Annotated in this window: 13 protein-coding genes and 1 pseudogene; 7 read left to right on the plus strand and 7 right to left on the minus strand. The window is 72.5% G+C overall.

Annotated elements, in window-relative coordinates; translation table 11 throughout:
* Positions 1-326 precede the first annotated feature (326 nt).
* Positions 327-1,628: a transglycosylase family protein gene (locus ACIQ7D_RS03690; protein WP_403933213.1), complete on the plus strand. Its 1,302-nt coding sequence runs from the start codon at positions 327-329 to the stop codon at positions 1,626-1,628.
* On the opposite strand, the gene ACIQ7D_RS03695 is transcribed toward ACIQ7D_RS03690, so the two are convergent.
* The 6 genes from ACIQ7D_RS03695 to ACIQ7D_RS03720 all read right to left on the minus strand — a co-directional run bounded on the left by ACIQ7D_RS03695 (position 1,509) and on the right by ACIQ7D_RS03720 (position 8,619).
* Positions 1,509-2,528: a DMT family transporter gene (locus ACIQ7D_RS03695; protein ID WP_403933215.1), complete on the minus strand. Its 1,020-nt coding sequence runs from the start codon at positions 2,526-2,528 to the stop codon at positions 1,509-1,511. The genes ACIQ7D_RS03690 and ACIQ7D_RS03695 overlap by 120 nt on opposite strands.
* Before the next feature lie 232 nt (positions 2,529-2,760).
* Entirely contained in the window at positions 2,761-3,771 is a 1,011-nt protein-coding gene (locus tag ACIQ7D_RS03700; protein WP_403933806.1) for an ABC transporter permease, read from the minus strand.
* Positions 3,772-3,776: 5 nt separating this feature from the next.
* Complete coding sequence (locus ACIQ7D_RS03705; RefSeq protein WP_403933216.1) at positions 3,777-4,742, minus strand: ABC transporter permease; 966 nt, start codon at positions 4,740-4,742, stop codon at positions 3,777-3,779.
* A complete protein-coding gene (locus tag ACIQ7D_RS03710; protein WP_403933808.1) occupies positions 4,735-6,264 on the minus strand; it encodes a sugar ABC transporter ATP-binding protein in 1,530 nt (509 codons plus the stop codon). The genes ACIQ7D_RS03705 and ACIQ7D_RS03710 overlap by 8 nt, the downstream gene beginning before the upstream one ends.
* A gap of 40 nt (positions 6,265-6,304) precedes the next feature.
* Positions 6,305-7,390, minus strand: a complete 1,086-nt coding sequence (locus ACIQ7D_RS03715) for an ABC transporter substrate-binding protein (protein WP_403933218.1) — start codon at positions 7,388-7,390, stop codon at positions 6,305-6,307.
* Positions 7,391-7,578: 188 nt separating this feature from the next.
* Positions 7,579-8,619 (minus strand): LacI family DNA-binding transcriptional regulator, encoded by a 1,041-nt coding sequence (locus ACIQ7D_RS03720; protein WP_403933219.1) that lies wholly within the window; start codon positions 8,617-8,619, stop codon positions 7,579-7,581.
* 124 nt (positions 8,620-8,743) lie between these two features.
* On the opposite strand from ACIQ7D_RS03720, the gene ACIQ7D_RS03725 reads away from it, so the two are divergent.
* From ACIQ7D_RS03725 to ACIQ7D_RS03740, 4 genes are all read left to right on the plus strand, one after another.
* Positions 8,744-11,329 carry a PA14 domain-containing protein gene (locus ACIQ7D_RS03725; protein ID WP_403933221.1) on the plus strand — a complete coding sequence of 862 codons (2,586 nt, stop codon included), beginning with the start codon at positions 8,744-8,746 and terminating at the stop codon, positions 11,327-11,329.
* A 210-nt stretch (positions 11,330-11,539) separates the two neighbouring features.
* Positions 11,540-12,253 carry a GNAT family N-acetyltransferase gene (locus ACIQ7D_RS03730; RefSeq protein ID WP_403933222.1) on the plus strand — a complete coding sequence of 238 codons (714 nt, stop codon included), beginning with the start codon at positions 11,540-11,542 and terminating at the stop codon, positions 12,251-12,253.
* Positions 12,254-12,502: 249 nt separating this feature from the next.
* Positions 12,503-13,903, plus strand: a complete 1,401-nt coding sequence (locus ACIQ7D_RS03735; protein WP_403933810.1) for an SDR family NAD(P)-dependent oxidoreductase — start codon at positions 12,503-12,505, stop codon at positions 13,901-13,903.
* Between the two features lie 288 nt (positions 13,904-14,191).
* Positions 14,192-14,362, plus strand: a complete 171-nt coding sequence (locus ACIQ7D_RS03740) for a hypothetical protein (protein WP_384925340.1) — start codon at positions 14,192-14,194, stop codon at positions 14,360-14,362.
* 146 nt (positions 14,363-14,508) lie between these two features.
* Here the strand turns inward: ACIQ7D_RS03740 and ACIQ7D_RS03745 are convergent.
* A pseudogene (locus ACIQ7D_RS03745) lies at positions 14,509-14,643 on the minus strand (hypothetical protein); the annotation flags it as partial.
* Positions 14,644-14,802: 159 nt separating this feature from the next.
* Here ACIQ7D_RS03745 and ACIQ7D_RS03750 point away from each other — a divergent pair.
* Both ACIQ7D_RS03750 and ACIQ7D_RS03755 read left to right on the plus strand, forming a co-directional pair.
* On the plus strand, positions 14,803-15,972 hold the full coding sequence (locus ACIQ7D_RS03750; RefSeq protein ID WP_403933224.1) for a DUF6777 domain-containing protein: 1,170 nt from the start codon (positions 14,803-14,805) through the stop codon (positions 15,970-15,972).
* Positions 15,973-16,088: 116 nt separating this feature from the next.
* Positions 16,089-18,197, plus strand: a complete 2,109-nt coding sequence (locus ACIQ7D_RS03755) for a SpoIIE family protein phosphatase (RefSeq protein ID WP_403933226.1) — start codon at positions 16,089-16,091, stop codon at positions 18,195-18,197.
* The last annotated feature ends 58 nt before the right edge of the window (positions 18,198-18,255 follow it).

Below are 18,255 nucleotides of genomic sequence, written 5' to 3' on the forward strand. Positions count from 1 at the left end.
GCGCGTGAAGCGCCCTCCCCGGGGGGCAACGGCCCCGCCCCGTGGGGGGGGCCCCGGCCCCCCCCCCCGGGGGGGGCCCGGCCCCGCCCCGCGGGGCGCGGCGACGGCCCACCGCGCGTGCGGGCCTTCTCCGTACCCGGCCGGAGGGATACCCGCGGTGAATTTCGCACTGACCGGGACGCCACGGCTGCCGGGATGGCACGCTGTGTGCCGATACGCGGCCGTCCGGTGACCGGGACGCGGCCGGTGAGGCCTTGTCACGGTCCTCACGGAGCCTTTACGTTGGCCGCTGCGACGTGTCCTACAGCCAGTGGGGGAGCCACATCATGGCCGCAACCGGTCGGCATCGCCGATACCAGCCGAGCCGTATCAACCGTGCGTCGCTCACCGTCACGGCGGGCGGGGCGGGCATGGCGCTGCCGCTCCTCGCCGCGGCGACCGCGCACGCGGCGCCGGTGGACGTGTGGGAGAAGGTCGCGGCCTGCGAGTCGACCCACAACTGGCAGATCAACACCGGCAACGGCTATTACGGCGGACTCCAGTTCACCCAGTCCACCTGGGAGGCGTACGGCGGCGCCCGCTACGCGCCGCGAGCCGATCTCGCTACCAAGGACCAGCAGATCGCCGTCGCCGAGAAGGTGCTCAAGGGCCAGGGTCCCGGCGCCTGGCCCGCCTGCTCGGTCCGCGCCGGGCTGGCCCGGGGCGGCGACGCGCCCGAGATCACCCCGGCGAAGGCCCACGACACCGGGACCGCCGTCCGGGCCGACGCCCGGACGCGGAGCGCCCCCGCGAAGGCCGAGCCGAAGCGGACCGAGGCCGGGAAGGCCGCCTCGCCCACCTCCGTACCGACCCAGCGCGAGGGGTACACCGTCGCCCGCGGGGACTCCCTCTCGGGGATCGCCGTCGAGCAGTCAGTCAAGGGCGGCTGGCAGCGGCTGTACGAGGAGAACCGCCGGGTCATCGGCACCGACCCCGACCTGATCTTCCCCGGGCAGAAGCTGGTGCTCCAGGCGCCCGCCAAGGGCGCCGAGGAGACGGCGGCGCCCGTCCCCTCGGTCCCCTCGAAGAAGCGCGCCGAGACGCCGAAGCAGACCACGAAGCCGCGGGAGACGGCGGAGCCGAAGCAGCGGGAGAAGCCGAAGCAGCAGGAGAAGAAGGCCGAGGCGACGAAGACCGAGGAGAAGCGGCAGGTCAAGGCCGAGGCCCCGGCCGCGAAGCCGAAGACCGGCGCCATGACCGCCCCGGTCTCCGCCTCCACCGGCACCCAGTACCGCCAGGCCGGCTCCTGGGCCAGCGGCTACCACACGGGCGTCGACTTCCCCGTCCCCACCGGCACCTCGGTGAAGGCCGTCGCCGCCGGCCGCGTGGTCTCCGCGGGCTGGGCCGGCGCGTACGGCTACCAGGTCGTCATCCGGCACACGGACGGCAAGTACAGCCAGTACGCGCACCTCTCCGCGCTCACCGTGCGCGAGGGACAGAGCGTCGGCGGCGGCCAGCGGATCGCCCGTTCAGGATCCACCGGCAACAGCACGGGACCGCATCTCCATTTCGAGATGCGTACGGGGCCCGGCTACGGCTCCGACATCGACCCGCTCGCCTACCTGCGCGCGGGCGGCGTCCGCCTCTGACGCCCGATCCGGTTCCCGTGGCGGCCGGACGGCCGGGGCCGATGACCCCGCGCCGCCCTGCCGCGCCGCCCGGGACGCGGCCAGCCGCTCCGTGGTGAGCAGGATCAGCCCGCCCGCGGCGACGACACCCGAGGCCAGCGCCAGCGCCGTACCCAGCGCCCCGTAGCGGAACTCCTCACCGAACAGTGTCAGCCCCACGGCCGCCGCCACCACCGGGTTCACGACCGTGACCGTGGCCAGCGGTCCGGCCAGCCCCGCGCCCCGGTACGACGCCTGCGAGAGCAGCAGCCCGCCCGCCGCGAGGACCGCGATCACCGCCAGGCTCGGCAGCTGCACGGTCGGCCGGTCCGAGGTCCAGTCCACCGCGACCGTCTTGGTGAAGACCGAGGCGATGCCGAACGCCACCCCCGCCGAGGCCGCCAGCAGCATGCTCCGTACGGCGGGCCGCCCCACCAGCTGCGCGACCAGGAAGAGCAGGCCCACCGTGCCGAACGTGGCGGCGGCCAGGACCAGCCGCTCCCCGCCGTCCAGCGAGTGCGTGTCCGTCCCCTCGGTGAGGGCGAGCAGCCCCGCCAGCCCCACGGACGCCAGGAGCGCGCCCCGCCACGCGGTGCGGCCGGCCCTGCGCCCCACGAAGAGCGCCGCCATGGGCAGCGCGAAGACGATGGTGAGCGCGCCGAGCGGCTGGACGACGCTGAGCGGCCCGTACGCCAGTGCGACGACATGCAGGGCCGCCCCGAGCCCGTTGAGGGCCACGGCGGCCCACCAGAGCCCGTGGTGCAGCGGTGCGTACGGGCGGGCCGGGGTGTCCGTGGCGACATGCTCCTGGAGGATCGCCCCGGACGCGTAGGCGACCGCGGAGACCAGGGACAGGAGAACGGACAGGGCGAGTGCACTCATGCCTTCCACGATCTCTCGCCCGGACGGTCCGCGCGTCGTCCTGGAGAGGTCAATCCGGCGTAATGCGAGAGGATGACGTGCCGGGGCCGATCTACACCCGTGGGCGGTGCCCCAGGTCAGCGCGATCCCCATGGGTCCCGGGCGGGGCCGTCCCGGGACGGGCGAACCGGACACACCGCCACCCCGCGCCCATCGGCGGTGGCGGAGCGTGACCGCCGCCGCGGGGCCCCTCTCAGAGCATCCGGCGCCGCCGCCCCAGCCAGGTCTGGGCGATCACCACGACCGCCAGGAAGGCGCCGCTGACCACCTGTTGGTAGGCGGAGTCCAGCGAGCCGATCTGGTTGATGACGTTCTGGATGACCTTCAGCAGCAGCACCCCGACGAGCGACCCGCTGATGAAGCCGAAGCCGCCGGTGAGCAGGGTGCCCCCGATGACGACGGCGGAGATCGCCTCCAGCTCCATCCCCGCGCCGAGAATGGTCACCCCGGAGACCAGCCAGGCCGCGTTGAGCGCCCCGGCGAGCCCGGCGCAGAGCCCCGAGAGGGTGTAGACGGCGATCTTCGTACGGGCGACCGGGGCGCCCATCAGCGCCGCCGCGTCCTCGTTGCCGCCGACCGCGTACACGTACTGGCCGAAACGGCTGCGGCGCAGCACGACCGCGCCCAGCACGAAGAGCGCCGCCGTGATCCACACCGGCAGGCCGATCCCGAACAGGGTGTCCTGGCCGAGCCGGGCGAAGAAGGACGTCCCGTCCACCAGATAGGTGTTCGCGCCCTCGTCGGTGACCGAGAGCAGTACCCCGCGTGCCAGCAGCATCGCGGCGAGCGTGACGATGAACGGGGCCAGCCGCGCCCGGGCGATCAGCAGACCGTTGACCAGGCCGATCAGCCCGCAGACCGCCAGCGGCAGCAGCAGCGCGACAGCCGTGCCGTACCGCGAGCCCCAGGCCGCGAGCACCCCGCCGAGCGCGAAGAGCGAACCCACCGAGAGATCGATCCCACCGGTGATGATCACGAAGGTCATACCGAGGGCGACCACGGCGAGGAAGGCCGAGGAGACCGCCATGTTCGCCAGGTTGTCGCCGGTCGCGAAGGTGTCGAAGCCGATCGAGGCGGCGACGGCCACCACCACCAGGGTGACGAGCGCCCCGTGCCGCTGGGCGAGCGCGCTGAGGCGTTCCGCCCGGCTCGCGCCGTACGGATCCCCTTCGTCGTTCAGGGAGTTGGCCTCCTGGGCCTCCACCGTGGTCACCGCTTCCCCCGTTCCCGTGCCGCGTACACCGCGAGCACGATCACCACGGCCTGGGCGATCTGGGTCCAGGACGGCGGCAGGTCGTGTTTGATGAGCGTGGCGGTCAGGAGCTGGATGAGCACGGCGCCCGCCACGGTCCCGCCGATCCTGATCCGGCCGCCGCTCAGCGGCGTACCACCCACCACCACGGCGGTGATGGCCGACAGCTCCATCAGGGTGCCGAGCGAGGTCGGGTCGCTCGCCTGGAGCCTGGCGGTGGCCAGCACCCCGGCGACGGCGGCCAGGACGCCCGAGCCGACGTAGACGAGGATCAGCACCCGGCGCACCGGCAGCCCCGCGAGCCGGGCCGCCGGCCGGCTGTCACCGATCGCGAGGAGCTGCCGGCCGAAGGTCGTGCGCCGTACGGTGAAGCCCACCACGAGCGCCAGCGCGGCGGCGATCAGCACCGGATACGGCACGCCCAGCAGATCGCCCGAGCCCAGCGAGGCCAGACCCGGATCCCTGACGTCCTTGAGCTGGGGGAGCAGCACCAGGGCGAGCCCGCGCCCGGCGACCATCAGCGCGAGCGTCGCCACGATGGGCTGCACCCCGACGAACGCGACCAGCGAGCCGTTGGCGAGCCCGACCGCGGCCCCGCCCACCACGGCCACCAGCAGCGCGATCCAGGGCCCGTACCCGAGATAGAGCGAGAGCAGCGAGGTGGAGAGCGCCATCACCGCGCCCACCGAGAGGTCCACGCCCTCGCTGCCGATGGCCAGCGCCATCCCGAGCGCCACGATGATGACGGGGGCGACCTGCACGGCCTGGGTGCGGAAGTTCTCCGCGGACAGGAAGTGCGGGGTGAGCAGGACATTGGCGAGCAGCAGGGCGGCCACGCCCGCGTAGACGCCGTACTCCTGAAGGAGCGTCAGCAGCCGCGCCCGGTCCACCGGGACGCGCCGCGGCGCCGCGAGATCAGTCATGGCGGGCCTCGTCCTCCTGGGATACGCCCCCGGCCGCGATGGCGTGCAGCAGCCGGTCCCCCGTCACCTCGGAACCGGTCAACTCGGCCACCACCGCACCGTCCTTGAGCACCACGACCCGGTCGGAGCCCTCGATCAGCTCCTCCATGTCGGAGGAGATCAGCACCACCCCGAGCCCCTCGCCCGCGAGTTCGTCGATCAGCCCCTGCACCTCCGCCTTCGCGCCGACGTCGATACCGCGCGTGGGCTCGTCCAGGAGCAGCACCTTGGGGCGCATCGCCAGCCACCGGGCGAGCAGCACCTTCTGCTGGTTGCCCCCGGACAGCTCACCGACCTTCTGGTGCGGACCCGACGCCTTGATGCGCAGCCGCCTCATGAAGGTGTCCACCAGCCGGTCGATCCTGGCGTCGTCGACCAGCCCGAAACGCGCCAGCTCCGGCAGCGCGGCCAGCGCGATGTTCTCCCGTACGGAGAGTCCGGGGACGATGCCCTCGGCCTTGCGGTCCTCGGGCAGCAGACTGATGCCGGCCCGGATCGCGGCGGGCGTGGACCCGGTCCGTACGGGCGCGCCCGCCACCACCACCCGGCCCGAGTCGGGCTGCAGCGCGCCCGCGATGGCCTTCGCCGTCTCGCTGCGGCCCGAACCGAGCAGCCCGCCGAGCCCGACCACCTCGCCGGGCCGCACCCGTACCGACACCCCGTGCAGTACCTGACGTAATGTCAGATCCTTTGCCTCCAGGACGGGTTCACCGGTCGTCTCGTGCCCGCCGGAGAACTTGGTGAGCCCTTCGCCGCGCACCTCGCCCATCTCGCGCCCCAGCATCAGCGAGACCAGCCGCAGCCGGTCCAGTCCGGCGATCGGGCCGGTGTGCACCCGGCGGCCGTCGCGCAGCACGGTGACGGTGTCGCAGATCTCGTACAGCTCGTCCAGCCGGTGGCTGACGTAGATCACCGCGATCCCGCGCTCCCTGAGCATCCGGATCACCCCGAACAGGGTGCGGACCTCACGCGGTTCGAGCGACGAGGTGGGCTCGTCCATGACGACGACCCGCGCGTCGACCGAGACCGCCCGCGCCAGCGCCACCATCTGCTGGGCGCCGATGCCCAGCGAGCGCAGCGGCCGGCGGACGTCCACCCGCAGCCCGAGACCGCGCAGCACCTCGTCCGCTGCGCGGTGCATCCGCCCGAAGTCGATCAGCCCGAGCCGGCCGCGGGGCTCGCGCCCCAGGAAGAGATTGCGGGCCACGCTCATCAGAGGGACGAGGTTGACCTCCTGGTAGATGGTGGAGATCCCGGCGTGCTGCGCCTCCAGCGGGGTGGCGAACCGTACCGGCTCGCCCCGCAGGACGATCTCGCCCCCGTCGGGCCGGTACACGCCGGTGAGCACCTTGATGAGGGTGGACTTGCCCGCGCCGTTCTCGCCGATCAGCGCGTGGACCTCACCGGGGCCGACGGCGAGGTCCACCCCGTCGAGCGCCCGCGCGCCCGGGAAGGACTTGGTCAGCCCGGTGACCGACAGCAGTTCGGTCGGTGCGCCGGCGGTCCCTGTGTCGGACGGCACGTCAGTAGGCCTTGCCCAGATCGGCCTTGGCGTTCTCGGGGGTGTACGCGGTGTCCTGGATGACGATGTCCTGGGAGACCTTCTCGCCCCGGGTGAAGGTGTCCAGGGTCTGGAAGGCCAGCGGTCCGAAGCGCGGATTGGACTCGATGACACCGGAGATCCAGCCGTCGACGATGGACCGCACCGCGTTGCGCGTGCCGTCGACGGTCACGATCTTGACGTCGCCCGCCTTCTTGCCCGCGCTCTTGAGGGCGTTGACGGCGCCGAGGCCCATCTCGTCGTTCTCGGCGTAGATCCCGGTGATGTCCGGGTTGGACTGGATGAGCTGTTCGGTGACCTGCTGGCCCTTCTCGCGGGCGAACTCGCCGGTCTGCTCGAACACCACCTGGAGCCCGGGTGCCCCGGCCTTGATCCGGTCCTTGAACCCCTTGGTGCGTTCGGTGGTGACATTGTTCCCGGCGGCGCCGAGCAGAATGGCGACCTTGCCCTTGCCGCCCGTCGCCTCGATCATCCGGTCCGCCGCGCGCTTGCCCTGCTCGACGAAGTCCGAGCCGATGAAGCTCACATAGTCCTTGCAGGCCGTCGCGTTGATCTTCCGGTCGATGGTGATGATCGGGATCTTCTTCGCCGCGGCGGAGCGCAGCACCGGGCCCCAGCCGTCCGAGTTGAGCGGCGCGATGACCAGCAGGTCGGCGCCCTTGGTGATCAGGTCCTGGACATCGCTGATCTGCTTGGAGAACTGCGACTGGGCGTTGGCCGTGAGGAGCTTGACGCCCCGGTCGGCCGCCTCCGCCTTGATGGAGGCCGTCTCCGCGATCCGGAAGGGGTTGGCCTCCTTCTCGGACTGGGAGAAGCCGACGGTCGCGCCGTCCAGATCCAGCTTCTTCCCGCCGAACTGGTCGATCCCGCAGGTCGCGTCGGTCCCGGCGCTGGGGGAGGCCACCACCTGGTCGCCGCCCCCGGCCGCCGCCTCGCTGTCACCGGAGGCGTCGTCCTCCGACTTGGCGCAGCCGGTCAGGGCGAGTGCGGCGACGAGACTCGCGGCGAGAACGGTCGTGGTGGTGGAACGGACAGCGGAAGACTTCATGGCGGAACCCCATCTCGGCACGGCCCCGGCGCGAGGAACACCGCCCGGGAGATCTGCTCGTACGGTCTGCTGGTCTGCACGGTCTGCTGCGCTTGTTCGGAAGGTTTTTTACATCGTTGTACGGATCCTGTAAACCCTTCGCGCGAGAACGGCGCCACACGGTCCCCGGACCGCTCCGGACGGGCACGTCACGCTCTGCCGAGCGTGGACTCCCGCTCCACCAGCCGGAATTCCGCGCGGAGTTCACGCGCCCGCGGCTCGCCCGTGCCGTGGTCACCGGCCGGTTCCCGGCCGCCGTCCAGCCGCTCCACGAGGGACTGCACGGCGAGCCGCGCGATGGTGTGTTTCGCGGGCGAGACGGTGGTCAGGGTGACCGTCCCGTACCGGCCCTCCGTGACGTCGTCGAAGCCCACCACCGCCACATCGGCGGGGACCCGCAGCCCGCGCTCGGAGAGCACCCGCATCGCGCCGATGGCGATCAGGTCGTTGTACGCGAAGACCGCGTCCGGCAGCTCGCCCGAGTCCAGCAGCCGGGCCATCGCCGTCGCGCCGTCCGCGTGTGCCCAGCCGCCGGTCGGCGCGATCAGCGAGTCCGGCGCGGGCATCCCCACCGCCGCCAACTCCGCACGCCAGCCGCGCAGCCGGAGCTGGGAGGGCTCGTTGACCCGGTCGGTGCGCGCCCCGAGGAAGGCGATCCGCGACCGGCCCAGTGTGAGCAGATGGCGTACGGCGGTCCTGGCCGCCGCGACATTGTCGATCGCGATGTGGTCGTAGGGCAGGTCGTACTCCCGCTCGCCGAGCAGCACCAGCGGCGCGTCCTGGTCACGGCCGCGCAGATCCTCCGCCTCCAGTTCGATGGGGCTCAGGATCAGCCCGTCGATGACCCGCGCCCGGAACCCCTGGCTGACCAGGATCTCCCGCTCCCGGCTGCCCCCGGTGTGATCGAGCAGCACGGTGTACTCGTGCTCGGCGGCGGCGTCGATGACCGCGCCCGCCAGCTCGGCGAAGTACGGATTGCCCAGCTCGGGCACGGCCAGCGCGAGGATGCCCGTACGGCCCTTGCGGAGATGACGGGCCGTCAGGTTCGGCACGTATCCCAGCTCGTCGATGGCCCGCTGCACCCGGGACCGCATGGAGGGGGTGACATGCCGGTAGTTGTTGACCACGTTCGACACGGTCTTGATGGAGACACCCGCGCGCTCCGCGACATCCTTGAGGCTGACGCTCACCGATATCTGCTCCCCGACTCTGGACAGTGCCGCAAAGGGCGTGCTGTCATGCCAACTGCCGTTCCTTCCAACGTTGTACAGACTGTCGCAACGAGCCGCCACCCTCTCATCGCAAGGAGGATTTGTGCGCATCCGAAGAAAACTGGCCCTCCTGCTCGCCGCCGTCCTCGGCGTCGCCGGACTCACCGCGGCCCCCGCCGCCTCGGCCGCGGACGACCCGGCCGACGTGCACGGACTCAAGGGCGAGTACTACACCCAATCCGCCCCCGGCGCCTTCGATTTCCACACGCTGAAGGCCACCGTGTTCGACCCGGTCATCGACTTCGCCAACCTGGAGCCGCGGCTGTCCGCCACCACCGGACAGGCCGACGACGTCTCCGTACGCTGGACCGGGAAGATCGTCCCGGCCACCTCCGGCGCCCACACCTTCTCGATGACCGGCGACAACGGCTTCCGGCTCTGGGTCGACGGACGCCTCGCCATCGACCACTGGGTCGACGACTGGGACAAGGAACAGACCGCCCAGCCACTCGACCTGACGCAGGGTCAGGCCTACGACATCAAGGTGGAGTACTTCGAGCACTACGGCGGTTCGAACCTCCGCCTCCGCTGGACCGAGCCCGGCGGCGTCAAGAAGCCCGTACCGGCCTCCGCCTTCCGGCTGCCCGACGGCTTCGCGTACAACGGCGCCCTCGCCACCACCGTCCTGCCCGACGGCCGCACCCTGCGCCTGGACTTCGGACAGAGGCTCGCCGCCCCGCCCGCCGGTCTGGCCGGCCACCTCGGCGCGGTCATCGGCGGCGCGCAGTGGCCGCTCGGCACCGTCAGGAAGGACCCGAAGGACGCCCGGCGGCTGCTGGTCACGCTCAAGGAACCGGTCGTCGGCAGAGGCGGCAGCGCCGACCTCCGCTACGACGGGTCCGGCGGCCTCACCGCCCACGACGGCGCCCCCGTCGACCCCTTCTGGAGCAGCGGACCCAACACCTCGGAGTACCAGCTCACCACCCCCTGGGCCAAGGAGGTCGGGCCGGGCAACGCCCATCCCGAGTACCCCAGGCCGCAGTTGACCCGCGACGCCTGGCAGAACCTCAACGGGCAGTGGCAGTTCGCCGCCGCCACCAAGGGCGAGCAGCCGCCGGTCGGCAAGAACCTCCGCGAGCGGATCCTCGTCCCCTACCCCGTGGAGTCGGAACTCTCCGGCGTCGAACGGCACGAGGACCGCATGTGGTACCGCCGCACCTTCACCGTTCCCTCCTCCTGGCAGGTGGGCCAGGGCAAGCGGCTCAACCTCAACTTCGACGCCGTCGACTGGCAGGCCGAGGTCTATGTCAACGGCGTCAAGGTCACCGAGCACAAGGGCGGTTACGACCGCTTCACCGCCGATGTCACCGACGCCCTGAAGCCCGGCCGCACCCAGGAGCTGATCGTCGGCGTCTACGACCCCACCGACTCCAAGGACGGCGAGAACCCGCCGATCGGCAAGCAGCGCCTGGACCCCAGCGGCATCTGGTACACGCCGTCCTCCGGGATCTGGCAGACGGTGTGGATGGAGCCGGTAGCAGCCGACCACATCGGCTCCCTCAAGCTCACCCCCGACGTCGCCGGTGAGGAGCTCGCCGTCGAGGTGCGTGGCCTGCGGGACGGCGTACGGGTCACGGCCACCGCGTACGACGGCCGGCGCAAGGTCGCCGCGGTCACCGGCCGCAGCGGCGAAGCCCTCAGCGTGCCGGTCCGCGAGCCCCACCTGTGGTCGCCGGACGACCCCCACCTCTACCGGCTCGAAGTGACGGCCGGCAAGGACCGCGTCGGCAGCTACTTCGGGATGCGCTCGCTCACGGTCGAGAAGGTCGACGGCACCCCCAGGACCGTCCTCAACGGCACGCCCACCTTCCTGATGGCCACCCTCGACCAGGGCTTCTGGCCGGACGGGCTGCACACCGCGCCGACCGACGAGGCCCTCGCGTACGACCTGAAGACGCACAAGAAGCTCGGCTACAACTCCGTACGCAAACACATCAAGGTCGAACCCGACCGGTGGTTCTACTGGGCGGACCGGCTCGGTCTGCTGGTCTGGCAGGACATGCCCGCCATGAACACGGTCAATCCGAACGCGGCGTCCCGTGCCCAGTACGAGCACGAGATGAAGCGGATGATCGACCAGCACAGCAGCAGCCCCTCGGTGATCATGTGGGTCACCTTCAACGAGGGCTGGGGCCAGTACGACCAGGCACGCGTCGCCGACCAGGCCAAGTCCTGGGACCCGACCCGGCTGATCAACAACATGAGCGGGGTGAACTGCTGCGGCGCGGTCGACGGCCGCAACGGGGACATCGCCGACGCCCACGGCTACCCGAGCGCGCAACTGCCCGCGCCCGACGGCAGACGGGCGCTGGTCAGCGGTGAGTACGGCGGCCTCGGCCTCGCCGTCCCCGGCCATGCCTGGCCCGTGCAGCACACCTACGTGGGGGTGGACCAGGCCGCGTACACCGACGCGTATCTGGCCGAACTCGACAAGGTGCGCGCGCTGGCCTGCCAGGGAAGCAACGGCGCCGTCTACACCCAGATCGCGGATGTGGAGGGCGAGCTGAACGGCCTGCTCACCTACGACCGTAAGGTGCTGAAGCCCGACGCCCAGCGGCTCAAGGCGGCCCACGAGGCGCTGATCCGCGACGCCGAGAACCCGGCCGGCACGGAGTGCGGCACCTCCTGACCGCCACCCGTCGGCCCGACGCATCATGCGACGGCCCCGGTCCGCCCCCGCTCGGGGCGGACCGGGGCCGCCCGCGTCGGACACCCCGCGCGGCCGGGGCCGGACCGGGGCCGCGCGAGGCGCCGGAATAGCCTGCCACCTGCCCGCCTTACAAGGGGAGGTTGCCCCGGGGGCGACCGCCCCGACCGGACAGATGGAGGAGCCCCGTCCATGCCCCACGCCCCTGTGCCGCACCCCCTCGACAACCCCACGCGCGCCGCCCTCACCGGACCGCACGCGCACTTCGCCGAGCGGCACGGCGCGCTGCTGCGCTACCCGGCAGAGGTGGCGCCCTGGCTTGCGCTGCCCGACGACCCGGCCGAGACCGACTGGGCCGACGTCGCCGCGCTCGCCGGCCCCGGCGGCGCCCTCGCCCTCGCCGGATTCGCCGGGGAGCCGCCGGCCGGCTGGGAGATCACCTTCCGGGCCGACGGCGTCCAGATGGTCGACGCCGGACTCGCGGCGAAGCCGGACGAGGAGGCCGTACGCCTCGGCCCCGCCGACGTGCCGGACATCCTCGACCTGGTCGAGCGGACCCGGCCGGGCCCCTTCCTCACCCGTACCGTCGAACTCGGCACCTACCTGGGAATCCGCCGCGGCGGGGCGCTCGTCGCGATGGCGGGGGAGCGGATGCGCCCGCCCGGCTGGACCGAGATCAGCGCCGTCTGCACCGCCCCGGAGTTCCGCGGCCAGGGACTCGCGGCCCGGCTGATCCTCGCCGTCGCCGACGGCATACGGGCCCGCGGTGACACACCGTTCCTGCACGCCTCCGCCGCCAACACCAACGCCGTACGGCTCTACGAGTCGCTCGGCTTCCGGCTGCGCCGCTCCACGGAGTTCCTGGGCGTACGGGTCCCGGCCGGGGCGGTCGTCACGACCGGATAAGATGATGGGATTTTGTTGGCTCCTGCTCCCTCGGTACGCTCCTGACCCGCGGTGACGATCCCGGCAGCCGGCACCACCCCCAGTGATCACTGAACAGTGTTTCGACGAATGGCAGCAACGATGACGGTGACAGAGGACAGCCCGGTGTACGGCGGCGGCCCGGCGGGCCCGGCCGACCCGGCCGGGGGCGGCATCCCGGAGCCCCGGAGCCGGGACCGGGAGCCCGGTCCCGGCATCGACCCCGAGCGGATGGCCGTCTGCCTGAGCGTTCTGGACGAACTCGACAAGCTCGATGTCGACCACCCCGACGCGATCGCCGTCCGGCGCGCCACCGCCGGGATCTACCGCACGGTGAAGCAGCGCCGCCGCCAGGAGCGCAGGGCCGCCAAGACCGCCCACGACAAGGCCGTCACGGAGGCCACCGCCACCGGCTCCGCCGAGCGCATCGACGACGAGACCCAGGGCCTGCTGCCGTCCTCCTCGGCCGCCGGCGAGATCGCGGGCATCCTCCAGCGCCCCCGCTCCTGCTACATCTGCAAGGCCCGCTACACCGAGGTCGACGCCTTCTACCACCAGCTCTGCCCCTCCTGCGCCGCGGAGAACCGGGCCCGCCGTGACGCCCGTACGGACCTGACTGGACGCCGCGCGCTGCTCACCGGCGGCCGGGCCAAGATCGGCATGTACATCGCGCTGCGGTTGCTGCGCGACGGCGCCCACACCACCATCACGACCCGGTTCCCCGCCGACGCGATCCGCCGCTTCAAGGCCATGCCCGACAGCGACGACTGGATCCACCGGCTGAAGATCGTCGGCATCGATCTGCGCGACCCGGGACAGGTGGTCGCCCTCGCCGACTCCGTCGCCGCCGAGGGCCCGCTGGACATCCTGATCAACAACGCCGCGCAGACGGTGCGCCGCTCCCCGCAGGCGTACAGCGAACTGCTCGCCGCCGAGTCCGCGCCGCTGCCCGCAGGCGAACTGCCCGCCTCGCAGGTCATCGGCGCCTTCGGCAGCGGCTCCCAGGCCGTGCTGTCCGCGGGCGGCGCCGAGGCCCTGAGCGCGTCCGACGTCACCGGGCTCGCCCTGGTCGGCGGCTCCGCCACGCTCGCCAGGATCGAGGCGGGCACGGCGATCGACGCGGGCGGCCTCGTACCCGATCTGCACGACAGCAACAGTTGGGTGCAGACGGTCTCCGAGGTGGACGCGGTCGAACTGCTCGAAGTGCAACTGTGCAACTCCACCGCGCCGTTCATCCTCATCAGCAGGCTGCGTCCGGCGATGGCCCGGGCCGCCGACGCCCGCGCCTACGTCGTCAACGTCTCGGCGATGGAAGGGGTGTTCAGCCGTGGCTACAAGGGCGCCGGACACCCGCATACGAACATGGCCAAGGCCGCGCTGAACATGCTCACCCGCACCAGCGCGCAGGAGATGTTCGAGTCCGACGCCATCCTGATGACGGCCGTCGACACCGGCTGGATCACCGACGAGCGCCCGCATCCGGACAAGATGCGCCTCGCCGACGAGGGTTTCCACGCCCCGCTCGACCTCATCGACGGCGCCGCCCGGGTGTACGACCCGATCGTGCGGGGCGAGCAGGGCGAGGACCTGTACGGCTGCTTCCTCAAGGACTACGCGCCCGCCAATTGGTAGCCCCGGGACGGACACCCCGTCACAGGGCTCCCGCTAGCTCCTCACCGGGTCCCCGGCCGACCGGAACTGCGCCGGTTGGCCGGAAGTTCACCCGAAAGCCAGCCCTATCGAGCGGACTGGCGCTCATCTGGTTACTCTGGTGCGCACGGACGGCCAAGCAGGGGACACACCATCCCCACGGCCGTGCTGGGACAGGTCCCCTACCACGGCCGCGGTCCCGTCCGAAAAAACGGCGCCACCGCGACGGAACCACCTGTCCCAGAGTTACCCGACACAGAGGAGTGCGCGGTGACACCAGATGTGACGCAGCACGAGCAACGTCCGACGGAGCCCGTCGAACGTGGTCGCGGGCCCGAGAAGATCGGCAACCTGGAGGTATGGGCCCGATCCGCCCCGATCCGGCTCGCGGGGTACGAGGACGATCTCGCCGAGCCGCACATCCTGCCCGGGGTCGACTGACGGCCCGCGCCACCGTGTCCCGTACCCCCGCGCGCCCGGGTACGGGACACGGTGCCGCGCGCGATTGCGGCCGAGGTCCCGGCCCGGCCGCCGGGCGTATGAAGCCCGTTGAAGGCCATGACGGTGAACAGGACGGAGCCGTCCTCGCCCACTTGGACCACGAGGGGCTCCTCGCCGCACTCCGGATGCCCGGCGGGGGCGCCGTACGGGACCGTCAGGTCGAAGCCGAGCGGGTGCTGGCCGTCACGGTCAGGCTGACCAGCACGGACACCCCATGCCACCCCCAGGGTTGAACGCGTTCATCTTCCTCCGGTGAGCGGGAGCCGTTGATTCAACATGTTCACGTCCCGGGCGTGTCGGGGCTCGTCCCGCTTGCGGGGTGCGGACAGGTCCGGCAGATATGAGGGGTCACTCATGGAGGAAGAGAACGGGAGATCCTGGTGCGCTCACCCATCGGCCGGCGGAATGCCGCGCTTGTCGCGCTGTCCGCGGGCGTTCTGATCACAGCGGGCTGCGGATGGGGCGGCAGCGGCGGTGAGGGTGGCGAGCGGAGCGCGCCGAGCGGGAAGGACCTGCACTTCCAGCCCGTCGCCGCCGCCGGGCCCGACCCCTTCACCTCCTCGACCGCCGCGGCCCCGCTCGCCCCGGTGAAGCCGGCGGAGCGCGCCGCGCAGGGCTCCCCGGGGCGGGAAAGCGTGCGGGGCGCGACCACGGGCACCCGGACGCCGCGCGCCCTGCCCGGCTCCACCCCCGGCCTCTACGGCGGCTCCCCGTCGGCCAGTTGTGATGTGGAGCGGCAGGTCGCCCTGCTCGCCGGGGAGCCGGCGAAGGCCCGCGCCTTCGCGCGCGGCGCGGCGCTCGGCCGGACGCCCGTCCCCGAGTTCCTGCGCGGACTGACCCCCGTGGTGGTACGGGCGGACGTCCGGGTCACCGCCCACGGCTACCGCGACGGAGCCGCCACCGCCTTCCAGTCCCTGCTCCAGGCGGGCACCGCCGTCATGGTGGACGAGTACGGCATGCCCAGGGTGCGCTGCGCGGGCGGCAGCCCGCTCGGCGCGCCTGTCGCCGCCCAGGGCTCCGTGCACTACCGGGGCAAGCCCTGGCGGGGTTACGACGCCGACCGGGTCGTCGTCGTCCACCGCGCCGCGCGCCCCGTCGACGCGCTGGTCATCGTGGACCTGGTCGACCACTCCTGGGTCGAGCGGCGGATCGGTACCGACGGTGGCGAGGACCGGACCCCTGGGACGCCGCCGCCGTACGCCCCGGACGCCGACCTCACCGACCCCGAGGCGGTGAAGGCGCCCGGAGCGGTCCTGTCCGAGACCGCCGCCGGACGCGCGGAGTCCGCGCCCCCCGGCGGCGGCGCCGTACCGCCGGAGGCCCCGGCCCGCCAGGAGCGGCCCGGCGTACCGGACGAGCCGCCGGCCCCCGCCGACGAGGTGGAGCTGATGCCGGAGTCCGACCCCGGAGGTGGCTCGGGCGAGGCGCCCGGCGCCGACCTGGCCCCGCCCCTGGACGAGCCGCTTCCGCCGGAGCCCGACGTGCCGCCGGAGCCCGATGGCCCGGCCCTCCCCGACGAACCGGGCGGCGCCGGCGCGTTCCCGGGCTGACCGGCGCGAACGCCCTCCCGAGCCGGCCGGGCCGACCGGACCGACTGCGTCCGCCGTACGGTCCGGTGTTACCGGGATCACTCGAAGAATCCGACAAATGATGACAGAGTATCCACATGGTTGAACGGGTAGCGGGTCCCCTGTCGCTCCCCGACGACTGGCCCGCCCACGCCGACATCAGCCTGTCCCTCAACCGGATGGGCACCTTCGACTGGGATCTCGACAGCGGGCGGCTGCATCTCGACGCACCCGCCCTCGACGTCTTCGACCTCCGCCCCGGCGAGTACGACGGCCGCCCCGAGGGGCTGGAGCCCCGGGTCCCGCCCGCCGAGTCCCTCCGTCTCGACGAGCTGATCTCCCGGGCGCTGCGGGACGGCAGCGAGGGATACGGCGCGTACTTCCGCGTCCGGCGCCGGGACGGCGGCCTGCGCTGGACCCATCTCCAGGGCGTCATCCGCCGCGACCCCACGGGCCGGGCCCGCCGGGTGATCGGCCTCGTCCGCGACGCGGCCCAGGAGCTGGCCGACTCCGCCGCGCGCCATGAACTGGGCGCCCTGCGCCGGGTGGGCGCGGGCGTCGTCGAGTCCACCACCGCGGCGCTCGCCCACGCCAGGACCGTCCAGGACGTCATCGACGTCCTCAAACAGTCCCACGGGCTGGCGCACCTCGGCGCCAGCAGCCTGGTCATGGGCCTGGTGGACGCGGGCCGTATCCATCTGGTCGCCGAGGGCCCCGAGGGCTCCTACGTGCCCGGCACCCGGGTCACCCGTACCGATGAGGCGTACCCGATGAGCGAGGTGGTGCGCACCCTCGTGCCCCGCTTCATCGAATCGCCCCAGGAGTTCGCGGACAGCTACCCCACGCTCTGGCCCTCCATCGACGGTCTCGGCATCAACTCCGCCGCCTATCTGCCGCTGATCGCCCAGGCGCGGCCCATCGGGGCGCTCGGACTGCTCTACCGCGACCGGATCGGCTTCAGCGCCGAGGACCGCAATCTGCTCGTCGCGCTCGGCAGCAGCATCGCGCAGAGCCTCCAGCGCGCCGTTCTCTTCGAGCAGGAACACGACCTCGCGGAGGGGTTGCAGCAGGCGATGCTGCCGCGCCGGATCCCGGCGGTGCAGGGGGCCGAGATCGCCGTACGCTACCGCTCCGCGCGGATCGGCCGGGACATCGGCGGCGACTGGTACGACGTGATCCCGCTGCCCGGCGGCCGGGTCGGCACCGTCATCGGGGACGTCCAGGGCCATGACACCCACGCCGCCGCCGTGATGGGACAGCTCAGGATCGTGCTGCGCGCGTACGCCGCCGAGGGGCACGAGCCCGCCACCGTGATGGCCCGCGCCTCGGTCTTCCTGCATGAACTGGACACCGACCGCTTCGCGACCTGCACCTACGCGGAGGCCGACCTGACGACCGGGGTCGTCCAGCTCGTCCGGGCCGGCCATGTCGATCCGCTGCTCAGGGACACCGACGGGAGCTGCCGCAGACTGCCGCTGCCCGGCGGGATGCCGCTCGGGCTCTCCGCCGCCTTCGGCGCGCTCGACTACCCCGTCGAGACCGTCGAGCTGGACCCGGGGCAGACCCTGCTGCTCTACACCGACGGCCTGGTGGAACAGCCGGGCGCCGATCTCGACGACGGGATGCGGTGCCTGGCCACGCTGGTACGGGACGGGCCGCGCGACCTCCAGCACCTCGCCGACCGGCTCTGCGAGGTCGTGGACGCGCGGGGCGGCGAGGACGACGTCGCCGTACTGCTGCTGCGCCGCGGTGGTACGCGAGCCCCGCGCTCCGGCGGCAGGCTCTACCAGCGGGTCGAGCGGGACGACGCCGAGGGGCTGGCCACCGCACGCCACATGATCAGGGCGGCGGTCACCGCCTGGGGCGCCCGGGAGCGCTCCGACGCGATCGAACTGGCCGCCGACGAGCTGATCACCAACGCCCTGGTGCACACCGGCGGCGCCGCGGCCGTGGTCGTCCGGGTGCTGCCGCGCACGCAGCGGTGCGAGCCGGAGCCCGAGCGGCCCGGCACGGGCCGGCGGCTGCGGGTGGAGGTCGAGGACAGGTCGAGCGCCCTGCCGCACCGCCGCGAGGCCGGGGAGTCCGGTGTCTCCGGGCGCGGGCTGCTGCTCGTGGACGAACTGGCGGACGACTGGGGCGTGGAGTCGCGCGGCAGCGGCAAGTGCGTGTGGTGCGAATTCGTCGTCCCGGACCGGCCGGGGCGCTGAGCGAACTTCTCCATTCGAGACGATAGATCGGACAGATCGGCGCGCGGAATTCCCCGAA

Origin of the sequence: Streptomyces sp. NPDC096310, assembly GCF_044763125.1 — a bacterium.
Taxonomy (GTDB): domain Bacteria; phylum Actinomycetota; class Actinomycetes; order Streptomycetales; family Streptomycetaceae; genus Streptomyces.